The following is a 16,215-nucleotide window of genomic DNA, read 5'->3' as shown; positions in this document are numbered from 1 at the left end:
TCTCGATTTATACGTGAACAAATACTGGCTCTTTCCCAATATGATAGCGGTTAATCTGGCACTAGCCATAAATATAATTGAGGAAACTATGCGTATTGTGATTCTGGGTAGCGGCGTCATCGGCGTCACCAGTGCTTACTATCTGGCCAAGGCAGGACATGAAGTGACCGTCATCGACCGCCAGCCCGGCCCGGCACTGGAAACCAGCTTCGCCAATGCAGGGCAGATCTCGCCCGGCTACGCTTCGCCGTGGGCCGCCCCCGGCATTCCCTTGAAGGCCGTGAAGTGGATGATGCAGCGCCACGCGCCGCTGGCCATCTCGCTCGACGGCAGCGCCGCCCAGCTCAAATGGATGTGGCAGATGTTGCGTAATTGCACACCGGAAGCCTACGCTGTCAACAAGGAACGCATGGTGCGCCTGGCCGAATACAGCCGCGACTGCTTCAAGGTCTTGCGCGCCGAGGCGGGCATCAGCTACGAAGGCCGCCAGCAAGGCACGATGCAATTGTTCCGTACCGAAAAACAGTACCACGACGCGTCGAAAGACATCGAAGTGCTGAAGGATGCGGGCGTGCCGTTTGAAGTGCTGCAGCGCGACGAGCTGTCGCGCGCGGAACCGGCCCTCGAAGCCGTCAAGGACAAGCTGTTTGGCGGCTTGCGCCTGCCGAACGATGAAACGGGCGACTGCCAGCTGTTTACCACGCGCCTGTCGGAAATGGCCGTGGCGCTGGGCGTGAAGTTCCGCTATGGCGTGTCCATCGATGCGCTGCTGACGCAGGGCGACGAGATCGCCGGCGTGCAGTGCGGCGCGGAAATCGTCAAGGCCGATTCCTATGTGGTGGCACTGGGCTCCTACTCGACGGGCTTCATCAAGCCCTTGCTGGACATTCCCGTGTATCCATTGAAGGGCTATTCGATCACCGTGCCCATCGTCAACGCGGCCAAGGCGCCCGTGTCGACCATCCTCGATGAAACGTATAAAATCGCCGTGACGCGTTTCGACGACCGTATCCGCGTGGGCGGCATGGCGGAAATCGCCGGCTACAACCTGGCCCTGAATCCGCGCCGCCGCGAAACCCTGGAAATGGTCGTCAACGACCTGTTCCCCGGCGGCGGCAACACGGCCGAAGCAACCTTCTGGACGGGCTTGCGCCCGATGACGCCGGACGGCACGCCCATCGTCGGCCGCACGCCGCTGCGCAACCTGTTCCTGAACACGGGCCACGGCACGCTGGGCTGGACCATGTCCTGCGGTTCGGCGCAATTGCTGGCAGACCTGATGTCGTCGAAAAAGCCAGCCATCCTGGCCGACGACCTGTCCGTCAGCCGCTACAGCGGCGCGCAGGGCAATACCAAACTGCAACACGCGGTGGCCTGAGATGGCGGCCAGCATGCCTCCGAAAGAGCGTAGCGGCGCCATCCTGACGGTGGATCTCGATGCCGTGCGCGCCAACTACCGCTTGCTGCGCGACAAGGCGCATCCGGCCGCCTGTTCGGCCGTCGTGAAGTCCGACGCGTATGGCCTGGGCGCCGCGCAAGTGGGCGCGGCCCTGTATGAAGAAGGCTGCCGCCATTTCTTTGTCGCCCACCTGGAAGAGGGCATCAGCCTGCGTCCGCACGTGGCGCCCGACGCGGCCATCTTCGTATTGCATGGTCCGCCCGTCGATACGGAAGGCGAATTCACGTCGCATGGCCTGACACCCGTGCTCAACAGCGAGCCGCAGGTGGCGGGCTGGCGCAAGCATGCGCAGGCGCTGGGCACGACCCTGGACGCCATCGTGCAGGTGGACACGGGCATGTCGCGCATGGGCTTGTCGCCGCGGGAAATCGATGGCTGGCTGGCCGATGAACATTTCCTTGACGGTATCAAGGTGCGCTACATCATGAGCCACCTGGCCTGCGCCGACGAACGCCACAACCCGATGAATGGCGAGCAGCTGGCCCGCTTCACGGCCATCCGTGCCCGTTTGCCGCAATACCGCGCCAGCCTGGCCAATTCCTCGGGCATCTTTTTGTCGCCCGATTATCACTTCGACCTGGTGCGCCCGGGCGCGGCCCTGTACGGCATCGCGCCGCACGCCGACGCGCCAAATCCGCTGCGTCCCGTGGTGCGCCTGCAGGGCAAGATCTTGCAGACGCGCACGATTGCCGCCGGCGACCACGTGGGCTACAGCCGCCGCTACACGGCCAGCGAACCGCGCCAGGTGGCCACTGTTTCCGTCGGCTACGCCGATGGCTGGCTGCGCAGCATGAGCAACCAGGGCCTGGCCATCGTCGATGGCGTCAAGGTGCCGCAGATCGGCGCCATTTCCATGGATTCCATCACCCTGGACGTCAGCGCCATCGCCGGCGAACGCGTGGCGCCGGGCAGCCTGGTGGACCTGATCTGCGCCGAACACCCGGTCGACGCCGTGGCGGCCATGGCCAACACCATCGGCTACGAGGTGTTGACGAACCTGGGCGGGCGCTACTACCGCGAATACCAGGGCCTGGCCGGCGCACGCTAGAAGCGTAAATCTGATGCGTATGGCAAGATAGCCCTGTAGTGAGCTTCACTCCAGGGCTATTTTTTCACCATATCGGGGATTTATATGAGTCAATATAACGTTGCAATCATCGTCGGCAGCCTGCGCAAGGATTCCTTCAACCGCAAACTGGCCGACGCGCTTGTCAAGCTGGCGCCACCCGAATTTTCCTTCAAGCATATTGAAATTGGCGATTTGCCGCTGTATAACCAGGACGACGATGGCGCGCAGGCAGAGCAGGTGCTGCGCCTGAAGTCGGACATTTCCGCCTCGCAAGCCTTGCTTTTCCTCACCCCCGAATACAACCGCTCGATTCCCGGCGTGCTGAAAAATGCGCTTGACCATGGTTCGCGCCCGTACGGCCAGAGCGTGTGGGGCGGCAAGCCGGGCGCCGTGCTGGGCGTGTCCGTGGGCGCCACCGGGACGGCGCTGGCGCAGCAGCATTTGCGCAATGTGCTGGCCTACCTCGACGTGCCGCTGCTGGGCCAGCCGGAGATGTTTATCCAGGCCAAGGATGGCCTGTTTGACGAGCACGGCAACATCGGCCCCGCCAGCCTGGGCTTCTTCCAGGGCTGGATGCAGCGCTATGTCGACTGGGTGCGCAAGCATGCCATCCACGCCTGATGCACGTAGCCTGAAGCGTCACCCTTGATGCATATCAAGGCGGCAACGCATGCCGTTGCCGCCTGTACACAATCCTCTTGCCTGGCTGTCAGAATTTCCATTTTGGCACGTTTTACTCGGTATAATGCGCCCTTTCTTTAGCGCAATACTTTCCATTCTCTGCTGACGCCATGTGGACTAAACCTGTTCTGCGCATGAACTTGCGCCGTTTGATCGTGCTCGTGGCCTTCGCCAGCGCCCTGGTGTCGTTGGCTAATACTTTTTATGCCAGCTACCGCGTGCAGCGCCAGCTGCTGATCGATACCACGCTGGAAGCGAACCATGCGTATGCGAGCAAGCTGGCCAGCACGGCCGAGGATTTTCTGCAGTCGGCGCGCCAGCAGCTGGCCTATAGCGCAGGCAGCCTGCCGTCGCGCATGGACGACGACGCCTGGCTGACGGACGAGGCGCAGCGCCTGCGCCTGCAAACCAACAGTTTTAATTCCGTGCTGATCGTCGATGCCCAGGGCAAGGTGCTGGGCGTCTCGCCGGAAACCCTGGCCCTCAAGCACCGCCACCTCGATTCGGCCGGCGCCGCGCAGGCGCTGCGCGAACGCCGTCCCCTGGTCACGCAGCCGTATATTTCCTCGGCAGGCAACCTGGTGGTGTTCATCTCGCACCCCATCGTCGGCAAGGATGGGCGCTACCTCGGCTATGTGGGGGGCAGCATCTACCTGAAACAGAAAAATATCCTGTACACCATGCTGGGCCAGCATTACTACCGCGACGGTTCCTACCTGTATGTGGTGGACCAGAAGCGGCGCCTGCTGTACCACCCCGATCCGGCGCGCCTTGGCAACCTGGCCGGCAGCAATGAAGTCATCGATGCCATCATCGCGCGGCAGGGCGGCGGCAACCGGCGCATGGACAACAGCCTGGGCGTGGACATGCTGGCCGGCTATGCCGTCATGCCATCGACGGGCTGGGGCATCGTGGCGCAGCGCCCGACGGCCATGACCCTGGCGCCGCTGAACCAGCTGATGGCCAATACGGTCTGGCAGTCGCTGCCGATCGCCTTGCTGAGCTTGCCATTCATCTGGTGGCTGGCGAACCTGATTTCGCGGCCCCTGGTGCAGCTGGCCGAGGGTGCGCGGCGCATGGATGCGCCCGGCACGGCCGAGCACATCGCCGCCATCCGCTCCTGGTATGTGGAAGCGGCGCAGATCAAGAAAGCCCTGCTGAAAGGCCTGGCGCTGCTGCAGAACAAGATCGGCAAGCTGAAGACCGACGTGCAGACGGACCCGCTGACGGGCCTGTCGAACCGGCGCGGCATGGCGGCGGCGCTTGATGCCTGGCAGGCGCACGCACGGCCGTTCTCCGTCATCGCCATCGATATTGACCATTTCAAACAAGTCAACGACCGGTGGGGCCACGCCGTGGGCGATGATGTCATCCTGCGCCTGGCCCAGCTGATGCGCGCCTGCTCGCGCGATGCCGACGTGCTGTGCCGCAACGGCGGCGATGAATTCATCATGCTCTTGCCCGATGCCGACCTGGACGTGGCCCTGCAGGTGGCCGAGCGCCTGCGCGCCAAGGTGGCGGCCGCCGTGATTCCCGGCGCGGGCGCCGTCACGGTCTCGCTGGGCGTGGTGTCGTCGGAGCAAGATGCCGGCAAGGCTGGCGGTGCGGAGGCCGTGCTGCTGGCGGCCGATGCGGCCCTGTATGTGGCCAAGGAAAATGGCCGCAATTGCGTGGGCATCACGGAGCCGGCCTGACAGGCGTGCCGTGCGGCATAAACTGATCCGCTGTTTTCTGTTGCATCTGAATCTGTCCGGTTTGCCCGCCAGCGCTTACCATGTGGCCTTGAGAAGCATAACGGGAACCATGGACATGGCAAGGTTGGAAATTAATGACGTTTGAGCAAGAACTTGGCATCCGCTGCGAGGTCGCTGGCCAGTTGCACCCGCTGGCCTTCCTCGGCTGCCGCGGACTCAACTATGGTCAGCACAGCGTGCTGCCGCTGCACCCGTTTCGCCTGAGCGTGCCGGAAGCGGCGCTGGCGTGCCTGCTCGACGAACCCTTCAACAGTTTCGTGCAGGATTGCCGCAAAGACGACCTGCAGGACGAGGAAAGCGACTTGCCCGAGCTGATGCAGGCCGGCTATCCCGACATCACGGCCATGCTGGCGGGCCACCGGCCGCTGCTGGCCGGCATGCTGGTCGACTTCATGATCAGCGACTTGATGGACGCGATCGGGCGAGCCAGCGGCTACCGGAGCCAGGTTCCACGCTACTGGGGCGATGTGGAGGCGGCGGACAACCGCGCGTATTTCATCGTCAATAAAGTAGAGACAGTCTCCTTCGCCGACGGCCAGGTCATATTCGAAGGGCAGGGCTACTACGGCGTCTACGTCATCTGGCTGACGCACGGCTGCCGGCGCAAATAGGGACTTGACCTTCCTCATGTGGGAAGGTTTATAGTTGTGCCATGAACCGTGCCTTTTTCCGCTCTCTTGCCCGCTCGCTGTTGTGCCTGCTGGCCCTGACGCTGCCCTTGCAGGGCTTTGCGTCGGCCATGCGCAGCTGCTGCGTGGATGAGCTTGCGGTGGCGGTGACGGCCGTGCATGCACAGGTACCAGCGCCAATGTGCCATGACATGGCCGACATGCTGGCGCATGAGCAGCCGATGCCGATGAACATGGCCATGGACGATGGTGGCGCCAGCCATCACGGCCACGATTGCAGCAACCATGGCGCGTGTACCGTGGGCGCCACGGCACCGCCCGGCATGCCCGCCTTGCATGCCCTGACCCTGCGCGCGCCGCCACCGGCGCTGGCGCCCGACTCCCTGTTTGCCGGACACATTCCGTCCGGCCCTGAACGTCCCCCCAGAAGCACGCACTCCGCCTGACCGCCCGTGAACCCGGCGGTGCCGCAGCCGTGCGTCCACGCCCGCTGCTGCATGCCAGCGTTCCACCGCGCGCCCGCCGCGCCATACCTGTCATTCAAGGAAGACCATGAAGCAAATATTCAGCCTCGCGCTGGCTGCCGGTGTTGCGCTGGCCGCCGCTGCGCCGGCCTCTGCCCAATCCGTTGCCGCCCCGCAAGAGGTGCAAGCGCCTGTGCCCGCCACCCAGTACCGTTCCGCCTTCGATGGCTACCGTCCCGCCGCCGAGGACGACGCCACGCCCGACCAGACCTGGCGCGCGCTGAACCAGAAAGTCGGCGACGCCGGCGGCCACATGGGCATGATGAAGATGGATGGCCACACGATGCCCGGTCACAAGATGGATGGCCACAAGATGGAAGGCCACAAGATGGAAGGCCACAAGATGGAAAGTCAAAAGAGGGATGCGCACGCCATGCCGATGGACAAGGTGCCGACGCAGCACGCCATGCCCCAGCCCGACGCCAAGCCGGCCGGCCAGCCCGCCCCGCAACACCACCATGAAGGACACTGAGATGGCCCGTTTCAACAAATCAACGTGCTTGACGCCGCTGGCGCTGGCGGCCGTCCTGCTGCTGAGCGGCTGCGCCAGCTTCAGCCAGGATGGCGGCATGCAGGCCGTGTCCGCGCTGGCGGACGCCCGCACGGGCACGCCCGACGCGCTGGCCGTCAAAGATACGGATGACAAGCTGGCGCAGCTGCTGGCCCAGCCCCTGGATGCCGACAGCGCCGTGCGCATCGCCCTGATGAACAACCACGGCCTGAAAGTGGCGCTGGCCGAACTGGGCGCTTCGGAAGCGGACCTGGTGCAGGCTGGGCGCTTGCGTAATCCGGGCCTGTCGTTTGGCCGCTCGCACGGCAGCCACGGCAATGAAATCGACCGCGGCGTGAGTTTCGACCTGGCCGGCTTGCTGACCATGCCCATGCGCCTGAACATCGAGCGCGGCCGTTTCGAGCAAGCCAAGCTGCAGGCGGCCGGCAGCGCCGTGCAACTGGCGGCCGACACGCGCCGCGCGTATTTCAACGCCGTCGCCGCCATGCAGACGGAACAGTTCATGCAGCGGGCGCTCGTATCGGCCGAGGCGGGCGCCGAACTGGCCACGCGCTTGCAGCAGGCGGGCAACTGGAGCCGCCTCGACCAAGCGCGCCAGCAAGTGTTTTATGCCGATGCCGTGAGCGACCTGGCGCGCGCCCGCCACCAGGCCACCGCCACGCGCGAACACCTGACGCGGCTGCTGGGCCTGTGGGGCCGGCAGACGGCGTTTACCTTGCCGCAGCGTCTGCCCGACTTGCCGGCCCAGGCCGTGGAGGCAGGCAATATCGAGGCGCAGGCGATGGAGCAGCGCCTTGACGTGCAAAGAGCGAAACTCGACGCGCATGCGACGGCCGATGCGCTGGGTCTGTCCAAGGTGACGGGGCTCGTCAACGTGCTCGACGTGGGCTACACCAACAAGAGCAGCAGCGAGGCGCCGCGCGAGAACGGCTATGAAGTGTCGCTGGAGCTGCCCCTGTTCGACTGGGGTTCGGCGCGCAATGCGAAGGCGCAAGCGCTGTACGAGCAGTCGCTGCAGCGTACGGCGGGCACGGCCGTCAAGGCCCGCTCGGAAGTGCGCGAGGCGTATTCCAGCTATCGCACGGCGTATGACCTGGCGCGCCACTACCGCGATGAAGTCGTGCCGCTGCGCAAGACGATCTCGCATGAAGTGCTGCTGCGCTACAACGGCATGCTGGCCAGCGTCTTCGAGCTGCTGGCCGACGCGCGCGAGCAGGTGGCCAGCGTGAATGGCGCCATCGAGACCCAGCGCGATTTCTGGATCGCCCAAACCGAATTGCAATCGGCCATCAATGGCAGCGGCCCAGGTGCGGCCACTGCGGCAAAGGAATAATGATGATCACACGTAGAAACTTTTTCATGAACGCGGGCGCCGTCGCCCTGAGTGCGGCCGCCGTCAGCCGCGTGGGTGCGGCGTCGCTGCCGGAAGCTGTCAGCATGGCCGGCGCGGAGACGAAAGCGCCGCCGCCCCCGCCGAACGGGCGCCCGTACAACCCCGTCGTCACCCTGAATGGCTGGTCCTTGCCCTGGCGCATGAACAACAACGTCAAGGAATTCCATCTGGTGGCCGAGCCCGTCGTGCGCGAACTGGCGCCCGGCATGCAAGCCAATCTGTGGGGCTACAATGGCCAGTCGCCAGGCCCGACCATCGAAGTGGTGGAGGGCGACCGCGTGCGCATTTTTGTCACCAACAAATTGCCGGAACACACCAGCGTGCACTGGCATGGCCAGCGCTTGCCGAACGGCATGGATGGCGTCACGGGCCTGACCCAGCCCGGCATCGCCCCCGGTAAAACCTTTGTCTACGAGTTTGTGGCCAAGCGGCCCGGCACCTTCATGTACCACCCGCATGCCGATGAAATGACGCAGATGGCCATGGGCATGATGGGTTTCTGGGTGACGCACCCGAAAGACCCGAATTTCATGAAGGTGGACCGCGATTTCGTCTTCCTGCTGAGCAATTACGACATCGATCCCGGCAGCTACACGCCGAAGATCATGACCATGACGGATTTCAATTTGTTCACCTTCAACAGCCGCGTCTTCCCCGGCATCGACCCGATGGTCGTGCGCCAGGGCGACAAGGTACGCGTGCGCGTGGGCAACCTGACCATGACGAACCACCCGATCCACATGCACGGCCATGAATTCGAGGTGACAGGCACGGATGGCGGCTGGACGCGCCCCGAGTCGCGCTGGCCCGAAGTCACCACGGACGTGGCCGTGGGCCAGATGCGCGCCGTGGAGTTTACGGCCACGGACCTGGGCGACTGGGCCTTCCACTGCCACAAGTCGCACCACACGATGAATGCCATGGGGCATGACGTGCCGACCATGATCGGCGTCGACCACCAGGGCGTGGCGGCAAAGATCAACCAGTTGGTGCCCGGCTACATGGTGATGGGCGAACGGGGCATGGCCGACATGGGCGAAATGCAGATGCCTATCCCCGACAATACCTTGCCGATGATGGCCGGCGACGGGCCCTTCGGCGCCATCGGCATGGGCGGCATGTTTACCACGGTGAAAGTGCGCAAGGACCAGAAACCGGGCGACTACCGCGACCCGGGCTGGTACAAGCACCCTGCCGGCAGCGTGGCCTATGAATGGACGGGCGCCTTGCCGGAACCGGTGCGCGGCCAGGGCGCGGGCAAGCCGGCGGCCAAGGGTGGCGTCGAAATGACGGTGCGCAAGCCGGCAGGTCATAGCGGGCATTGATCGTTTTCTTCAAGGGCTTGCCTAGCATGGCAAGCCCTTGCGCATGTTGCTTTACATCAAGGAATTGTTGGTTAGTGACAATCCGAGCATTTTTTTAGCTGTTTTTTCCCTATATTCAAGGCATACGCTGTGTTTATCAGCCACCACCTGGCTTGGGAGGAAACATGTTGAATCAAATGAAAGTGGGCACGCGCCTGCTCGCGGCCTTCTTTTGCGTGGCCCTGATGGGCGCCATCGTGGCCGGCATCGGCATCTTCAACATGGGCAAGATCGATACCATGGCGGGGCAGATGTACAACAATGAACTGCTGGGCCTGTCGTACATCAAGGAAGCGAATATCGCCCTGATCAAGGTGGGCCGCGCACGCAGCAATTTCCTGCTGGCCACCAGCAACGAGGAGCGCGCGGGGCGCCAGGCCGACATCGCCAAATACCTGGAACAGAACAAGAGCAACCTGGCCAAGGCCCAGCCGCTGTTCGTCACGCCGGCGGCCAAGGAACTGTTTGCCCGCTTTGCCACCGTTGAAGCGGAATACGTGAGTACCTTGCAGCAGTCGCTGGTGCTGGCGGCGGCCGAACCGCTGGCGCAGCGCAGCGCGCAGCTGACGGCGCTGCTGACCAAGACGCGCCAGCATGCCGACGAGCTGGACGGCGTGCTGGATAAATTATCCCTGCAGAAAGAAGAACGGGCCAAGGCGGCAGCCGAACAGGCCTCCGGCGTGTACCAGGCCAGCCGCACTTTCATGATCGCGCTGGTGCTGGGCAGCGTGGCGGCGGGGCTGGCCCTGGGCGCCTTGATCACGCGCGGCTTGACGCGCCAGCTGGGCGGCGAACCGGCGTACGCCGTGCAGATCGCCGGCACCATCGCCGAGGGCGACCTGACGGTGGATATCCGCACGGCCAGCCACGACAGCGCCAGCCTGCTGTTCGCGATGAAAACCATGCGCGACAAGCTGGTGGGCATTGTCAGCCAGGTGCGCTCGGGAACGGACACCATCAATACGGCGTCCGGCGAAATTGCCCAGGGCAACCTGGACCTGTCTTCCCGCACGGAAGAACAGGCCAGTTCGCTGGAAGAAACGGCATCGTCCATGGAAGAACTGACCTCGGCCGTGCGCCAGAACGCGGATAACGCGCGCCAGGCCAATGTGCTGGCCGGCGCCGCCTCGGAAGTGGCGGGCAAGGGCGGCGCCGTGGTGGGGCAGGTGGTGCAGACCATGGAATCGATCAATGCCTCCTCGCGCAAGATCGTCGACATCATCAGCGTCATCGACGGCATCGCCTTCCAGACGAATATCCTGGCCTTGAACGCGGCCGTGGAAGCGGCCCGGGCGGGCGAGGAAGGGCGCGGTTTCGCCGTTGTGGCGGCCGAGGTGCGCAACCTGGCGCAGAGGTCAAGCCAAGCGGCCAAGGAAATCAAGACCCTGATCGGCGACTCCGTCGAGCAGGTGGAAATCGGCTCCAGGCTCGTGCATGACGCGGGCAAGACCATGGACGAAGTGGTCACCAGCGTGCGCCAGGTGGCCGATATCATGCAGGAAATCACGGCCGCCAGCGCCGAGCAAAGCGCCGGCATCGAGCAAGTCAACCAGGCCGTGCTGCAGATGGACCAGGTGACGCAGCAAAACGCGGCCCTCGTGGAAGAGGCGGCCGCTGCCGCCGAATCGCTGCAGGACCAGGCGCAGACCCTGACGGAACTGGTGGGCGTGTTCCGCCTGCATGCCCAGGCCGAGCGCATCGCCGTGCCGCCGGCCAGCAATGTGACGCCGCTGCGCCGGCCCGCCAGCGTGGTGCGCCAAGGCGTGCGGCGCCTGGCCTGACCAGGGCCGCCGCCAGCAAGACAGTCGCGGTGGTGGTAGGCTGATGCTGTTGCTTACTATTGCCGAGTTACCCATGCCGTCGTCCCTCGCCTTGCCGCTCCTGAGCTTATCCCTGCTGCTCGCGCCCCTGGCGCAGGCACAGGATGGCGAGCCCGTGCTGCCTTATCGGCCCTCCGTTGCCAGTCCCGCGCAGCTGCCCGTGCCGGGCCAGCTGGAGTTCGAATTGGGCGGCCTGTCGACCAAAACGGACGAATCACGGCGCGCCAGCCTGCCGTACACCTTGAAACTGGCGTTCACGCCGGAATGGGGCCTGCTGCTCGAAGGCGAGGGCTATGTGCGGGCGCGCGACGATACCGGCCGGCGCGACAGTGGCGTGGGCGACACCACCGTGGTGCTCAAGCGGGCGTTTTTGCTCGACAGTGCCACGGCCCTGGGCCTGGAGCTGGGCTGGAAGGCGCCGACAGCCAGGGAGACGATCGGCAGCGGCAAGAGCGATGTATCGTTGAATGGCATCTTCAGCCGCGACCTGGGCGCCGTGCACATGGATGCCAACCTGAACGCCACGCGCCTGGGCGCGCCGGACCCCGGCACGGGCAGCGTGCAAACGGGCTGGGCGGCGTCATTTTCCACACCTGTCAGTGCGCGCTGGGGTGCCACGGTGGAAGTGTCGGGCACGCGTTTGCGCGGCGCGCCGGCCACGGCCCAGCTCTTGCTGGCGGCCAGCTACAGTCCCACGCCGCGCCTGGCCATCGATCTCGGCATGGCCAGAGGACTGACAGGCGCCTCGCCGGACTGGTCGCTGTTCAGCGGTTTTGTCGTGCCTCTAGGCAAATTGTGGTGAGACTGTGACACTTTCCTTATGTGTCCTTGCGAACAAACAGCCGGCCGAACAAGGACTACAATTGCGGCATAACTGATAAAAGGAGTGTCCTCATGAAAACCCTGATCCTTGCTGCCGCCTTGCTGTCGGCAGCCACCGCTGCCGTCGCCCAGGTCGGCGTCTCTGTTACCGTCGGCCAGCCAGGCTTTTACGGACGCCTCGACATCGGCGACTATCCCGCGCCGCAACTGATCTATGCCCAGCCTGTCATCGTGCAGCGCCCGCAATACTATTCGGCCCGTCCCATCTATTTGCGCGTGCCGCCTGGCCATGCGAAAAACTGGTCCAAGCACTGCCGCAAGTATAATGCCTGTAACCAAGAGGTATATTTCGTCCAGGATAGTTGGTATAACAACCAGTATGTGCCCCGTTATCGCCAGCAGCATGGCGACCATGGCCGTCCCGATTACGGTGACCGCGGCCGTCATGACAACAAGCATGACAAGCACTTTGACAAGCATGACGACAAGCGCGACAAGCATGACAACAAGCCGGGCAGAGGCAATGGCAATGGCAATGGTCACGGCAACGGCAAAGGTAACGGCAACGGGCACAGGGACTAAACAAGCAATCAGGAGGATATTTGCATAGTAAAATCGTAATCGTCGGTGGCGGAGCAGGCGGCCTGGAGCTGGCCTGCAAACTTAGCCGCAAGCTCGGCGCCGGCCAGGTGACCCTGGTCGATAGCCGTCTCTACCATATCTGGAAACCCTCGCTGCATGAGGTGGCGGCAGGCACCCTGGACATCCACCAGGAAGGGCTGTCATACCAGATGCTGGCGCATGACAATGGTTTTACCTATGTCTACGGACCCCTGATCGCGCTCGACGCCGCTTCGAACAGCCTGACCGTGGGTGCCATCGCCACGGACAAGGATGAGCAACTCTTGCCGCAGCGTACTGTCAGCTACGACCAGCTGGTGCTGGCCGTGGGCAGCACCTCGAATTACTTCGGCGTGCCCGGCGCCAAGGAAAACACGATTTCCCTGAATGCCACGGAAGACGCGGAACGTTTTCGCCTGACCCTGCTCAAGCTGCTGGCCATGGCCGAGCAGCGCCAGGGCGACGCGGGCCATCCGGGCGTCGATATCGTCATCATCGGCGGCGGCGCCACCGGTGTGGAACTGGCGGCCGAGCTGCGCGAAGCGAGCGGCGTCTACGCCGCCTATGGCTTCCAGAACCTCAATGCCATCAAGGACGTGCGCATCACCTTGCTCGAAGGCGCGCCGCGCATCCTGGCGCCGCTGCCTGAACGCGTCTCGCTCGCCGCTTCGAAACTGCTGCACAAGCATGGCATCACGGTGGTGACGGACACGCGCGTGACGGCCATCGACAGCGACAAGGTGACGGTTGCCAGCGGCACCAGCTATGCGGCCGATATCTGCGTGTGGGCGGCCGGCATCCGCGCGCCGGAATTCCTGTCGACTTTGGGTTTGCCGACCAACCGCGCCGGCCAGCTGGAAGTGACGGGCATGCTCAATGTGCAAGGCCATGCGAACATCTTTGCGCTGGGCGACTGCGCCGCCTGCGCCGGGCCGGATGGCAAGCTGGTGCCGCCACGCGCCCAGGCTGCCCACCAGCAAGCCGATTACCTGCTGAAAACATTTATGCTGCAAGCCAAGGGCAAGCCGCCGCAAACCAAAGCGTATGAATACCTCGATTACGGCTCGCTGGTGTCGTTCGGCCGCACCACGTCCGTGGGTACCCTGATGGGTTCGCTGAAGGGCCTGAGCTGGTTCGTCGAAGGTTTTGTCGCGCGCATGATGTATGTGAGCCTGCACCTGATGCACCATAACGCCGTGCTGGGCAGCGTGCGCACGGCCGTCATGGCCATGGGGCGTTTCCTGATCAAGCGCAGCACGCCGCAGGTCAAGCTGCATTAAGCAATCAATTGTTTCACCGCTGAAAGGGGCCGCGAGGCCCCTTTTTATTTGCTGCGCGCGACGGGCGCCGCCTCGCAGCGGCCCCGTGTCATGGGAAAGTCGATGGTGGTGAACTTGCCCTTCAAGGTGCCGACGATACTGGCGTGCAAGATGCGTTCGCTGTCGTGGCGGTAGATGATGCGGCTGGGAAAATCATTGTCCAGGTTGGCGAAAATAAACTCGTTCGGCTTGTCCTGGCGCAGCAGGTTGAAGATGACGGGCGGCTGTTCCGACGGCTGCACGATGTAGGCCAGCTGGCCCGGCTCGGTGATGCGGATCTGCACGAATTCAAAGGCTGTGGTCTTGCCGCCCTTGACGGTGCGGCTGGTGCCGAGGAGGGTGCCGCCGGCGGCCGTGCTCCATTGCTCGCCGGAACCGGGCTCGGCGCCATCGACCAGCCAGCAGCCGGCCAGCCAGGCCAGTTTGTCGACCGTGTCGGGCGGTGGCACGGCTTTGTCGGCGGCCTGCGCGGCGCCCATGGCCAGTAGCGCTGCCAGCAAGGTGCTTGCGGTTCGTTGCATGCCATCTCCCTTTGTCGTTCAGATCGCGCAAGTCTAGCCGATGCGCGTCGCGGGTGGCGCCAGCCAGCACGGCAATGGGGCGCGGCATGCAAAAGCATCTATACTCACGGCAACATTTCACGCACTTTTCCATTTACCTACTTGCCGAAAGTCCGCCATGCATGACACTTCCACGCAGCTGCCGCCAGAATCCGCTTCGGTCACGCCCCCATGGCGCTATCTGACCCTGGAAAGCCTGGGCCTGGAGGCGGCCAGTCTGGATTTTTACCAGCTGCTGCTGTCGTGTACTGGTGAGGATGCGGCCGCGCAGATGCACCGCCATGCCATGCATTTCCGCATGAATGGCTGCGGCAGGGCCAGTTTCGTCGCCCACCTGGACGCGCTGCCGGCGCCGCTGGCGCGTTTCCCCTTGTGGCGCACGGAACTGGAAGGCTTGCCCGGCGACCTGCCTGCTGCCAGTTTGCTCGAGCGCGTGCAGAGAGCGCTGGGCCAGCCGCTCCACGCTTTCCTCGCTTCGACTGGCTGGAAAACGGCGCAAGCCGATATCTGGCAAAGCCTGCTGGCGCTGACCCTGACGTCGGGCCAGTTGGCCGAGGCGGCACTGATGCTGCAATTGACGGATGTACTGCGTGTGGGACACTTCCTGCGCGTGCTCGATGGCGGCCTGTGCAGCCTGGCCGGCCACGCCGAACGCCGTGCCGTGCTGGGCGCGCTGCTGGTATTGCCTGAAGGGCTGGCGCCGCTGCCGCGCTGAGCGGGGCAGCGCTTATTCCTTGGGGGCCACGCGCGGCAGGATGACGGTCAGGGCAGTGCCGCCTTGCGGGTTGGCTGCCAGGCTCAGGGTGCCGCCCAGGTAGTGGACTCTTTCGCGCACGGAACGCAGGCCGTGCTTGCTCATTTCCACCGGCTCGCTGGCGGGCAAGCCCACGCCGTTATCCTTGATGGTCATCATCAGTGCGTCGTCGTTGTCATCGATGATGATGTCCACTTCGCTGGCCTGGGCGTGCGTGGCGATGTTGCTCAGCGCTTCTTCCAGGGTGCGCAGCAGGGCCACGCCCACGTTGCGCGGGCAGATCAGTTCATCTTCAGGCAGGCTGCAGCGCACGGTGATCTTGTGCTGCTCGGCAAATTGCGCGGCCAGTTCGCCCAGCGCCACATTCACGCCAAGAAACTCCAGCTTGTCATTCCACAGCTTCATTTGCATCTGGCGGTTGGTTTCGATGACATTCAGCAGCAATTGCTTCATGGTTGCCGCGCGGTCGAGCAGAGCCGCTTCCTGCGGCATCTTTTGCGTCAGCAGCGACAGGTGCATGGTCAGCGCCGTCAGCGACGAGCCCAGGCTGTCATGCAGTTGGCGCGACAGGGCGCGCCGTTCGTTATCCCAACTGGTATTGACGTGACCCAGCAGTTCGCTGAGGTCGGCGGCGCGTTCCGCATCGGCCTGGGCCGTTTCCTTGTTCGGATCTGTTTGTGCGGACATAGCGCCCCGTGAATGGTGAAAGGAAAGACCAAATTCAAGTGGTGGATCATACATGAGGATTTCATCACAGGGCGCATGGATGGAAAATTTCTGTCTTTTAGGCAATTTTAATCTCCTTCCATCTTTTTTGTGCTATGCACAATATTAACCGTCGTGTCATGTGCGGGTGGCACCAGGCTTTGCGCGTGCTACGTACGGCTGCGCACATACCGGCCCGCGCGGCCCTGCCATAGTGGGGGCGTGCATTA

The 16,215-nt window shown here is 63.8% G+C and carries 16 protein-coding genes; 14 read left to right on the top strand and 2 right to left on the bottom strand.

The window, feature by feature from the left end:
- Positions 1-88: 88 nt before the first annotated feature.
- From ACQ4WR_RS18670 to ACQ4WR_RS18610, 13 genes are all read left to right on the top strand, one after another.
- Positions 89-1,378, top strand: a complete 1,290-nt coding sequence (locus ACQ4WR_RS18670) for a D-amino acid dehydrogenase (protein ID WP_102293147.1) — start codon at positions 89-91, stop codon at positions 1,376-1,378.
- A 13-nt stretch (positions 1,379-1,391) separates the two neighbouring features.
- Positions 1,392-2,507, top strand: coding sequence for an alanine racemase (gene alr / locus ACQ4WR_RS18665; RefSeq protein ID WP_436489101.1), 1,116 nt, complete (start codon positions 1,392-1,394; stop codon positions 2,505-2,507).
- 84 nt (positions 2,508-2,591) lie between these two features.
- Positions 2,592-3,149, top strand: a complete 558-nt coding sequence (locus ACQ4WR_RS18660; RefSeq protein WP_102293145.1) for an NADPH-dependent FMN reductase — start codon at positions 2,592-2,594, stop codon at positions 3,147-3,149.
- Between the two features lie 170 nt (positions 3,150-3,319).
- Entirely contained in the window at positions 3,320-4,903 is a 1,584-nt protein-coding gene (locus ACQ4WR_RS18655) for a diguanylate cyclase (RefSeq protein ID WP_436489098.1), read from the top strand.
- Positions 4,904-5,037: 134 nt separating this feature from the next.
- On the top strand, positions 5,038-5,574 hold the full coding sequence (locus ACQ4WR_RS18650) for a hypothetical protein (RefSeq protein WP_436489096.1): 537 nt from the start codon (positions 5,038-5,040) through the stop codon (positions 5,572-5,574).
- A gap of 41 nt (positions 5,575-5,615) precedes the next feature.
- Complete coding sequence (locus tag ACQ4WR_RS18645; protein ID WP_436489094.1) at positions 5,616-6,038, top strand: hypothetical protein; 423 nt, start codon at positions 5,616-5,618, stop codon at positions 6,036-6,038.
- A 106-nt stretch (positions 6,039-6,144) separates the two neighbouring features.
- The gene (locus ACQ4WR_RS18640; protein ID WP_436489092.1) at positions 6,145-6,588 is read left to right on the top strand and encodes a hypothetical protein; all 444 of its coding nucleotides are present in this window, start codon (positions 6,145-6,147) and stop codon (positions 6,586-6,588) included.
- A gap of 1 nt (position 6,589) precedes the next feature.
- On the top strand, positions 6,590-7,960 hold the full coding sequence (locus ACQ4WR_RS18635) for a TolC family protein (RefSeq protein ID WP_436489090.1): 1,371 nt from the start codon (positions 6,590-6,592) through the stop codon (positions 7,958-7,960).
- A gap of 2 nt (positions 7,961-7,962) precedes the next feature.
- A complete protein-coding gene (locus ACQ4WR_RS18630; RefSeq protein ID WP_436489088.1) occupies positions 7,963-9,345 on the top strand; it encodes a multicopper oxidase family protein in 1,383 nt (460 codons plus the stop codon).
- 164 nt (positions 9,346-9,509) lie between these two features.
- Positions 9,510-11,165, top strand: coding sequence for a methyl-accepting chemotaxis protein (locus ACQ4WR_RS18625; protein ID WP_436489086.1), 1,656 nt, complete (start codon positions 9,510-9,512; stop codon positions 11,163-11,165).
- 73 nt (positions 11,166-11,238) lie between these two features.
- Complete coding sequence (locus ACQ4WR_RS18620) at positions 11,239-12,006, top strand: transporter family protein (RefSeq protein ID WP_102293137.1); 768 nt, start codon at positions 11,239-11,241, stop codon at positions 12,004-12,006.
- 92 nt (positions 12,007-12,098) lie between these two features.
- On the top strand, positions 12,099-12,608 hold the full coding sequence (locus ACQ4WR_RS18615) for a hypothetical protein (RefSeq protein WP_436489084.1): 510 nt from the start codon (positions 12,099-12,101) through the stop codon (positions 12,606-12,608).
- Positions 12,609-12,628: 20 nt separating this feature from the next.
- A complete protein-coding gene (locus ACQ4WR_RS18610; protein ID WP_102293135.1) occupies positions 12,629-13,927 on the top strand; it encodes an NAD(P)/FAD-dependent oxidoreductase in 1,299 nt (432 codons plus the stop codon).
- Between the two features lie 44 nt (positions 13,928-13,971).
- On the opposite strand, the gene ACQ4WR_RS18605 is transcribed toward ACQ4WR_RS18610, so the two are convergent.
- Entirely contained in the window at positions 13,972-14,487 is a 516-nt protein-coding gene (locus tag ACQ4WR_RS18605; RefSeq protein WP_436489082.1) for a DUF6265 family protein, read from the bottom strand.
- A 157-nt stretch (positions 14,488-14,644) separates the two neighbouring features.
- Between ACQ4WR_RS18605 and ACQ4WR_RS18600 the strand changes: the two genes are divergently transcribed.
- Entirely contained in the window at positions 14,645-15,241 is a 597-nt protein-coding gene (locus ACQ4WR_RS18600; RefSeq protein ID WP_436489080.1) for a hypothetical protein, read from the top strand.
- A gap of 12 nt (positions 15,242-15,253) precedes the next feature.
- Here ACQ4WR_RS18600 and ACQ4WR_RS18595 read toward each other — a convergent pair whose 3' ends face one another.
- Positions 15,254-15,967 (bottom strand): sensor histidine kinase, encoded by a 714-nt coding sequence (locus ACQ4WR_RS18595; RefSeq protein ID WP_436489078.1) that lies wholly within the window; start codon positions 15,965-15,967, stop codon positions 15,254-15,256.
- Positions 15,968-16,215 lie beyond the last annotated feature (248 nt).

This window comes from Janthinobacterium amylolyticum (assembly GCF_051380655.1).
GTDB lineage: Bacteria > Pseudomonadota > Gammaproteobacteria > Burkholderiales > Burkholderiaceae_D > Janthinobacterium.
This window is presented reverse-complemented; position numbering and strand designations above follow the sequence as displayed.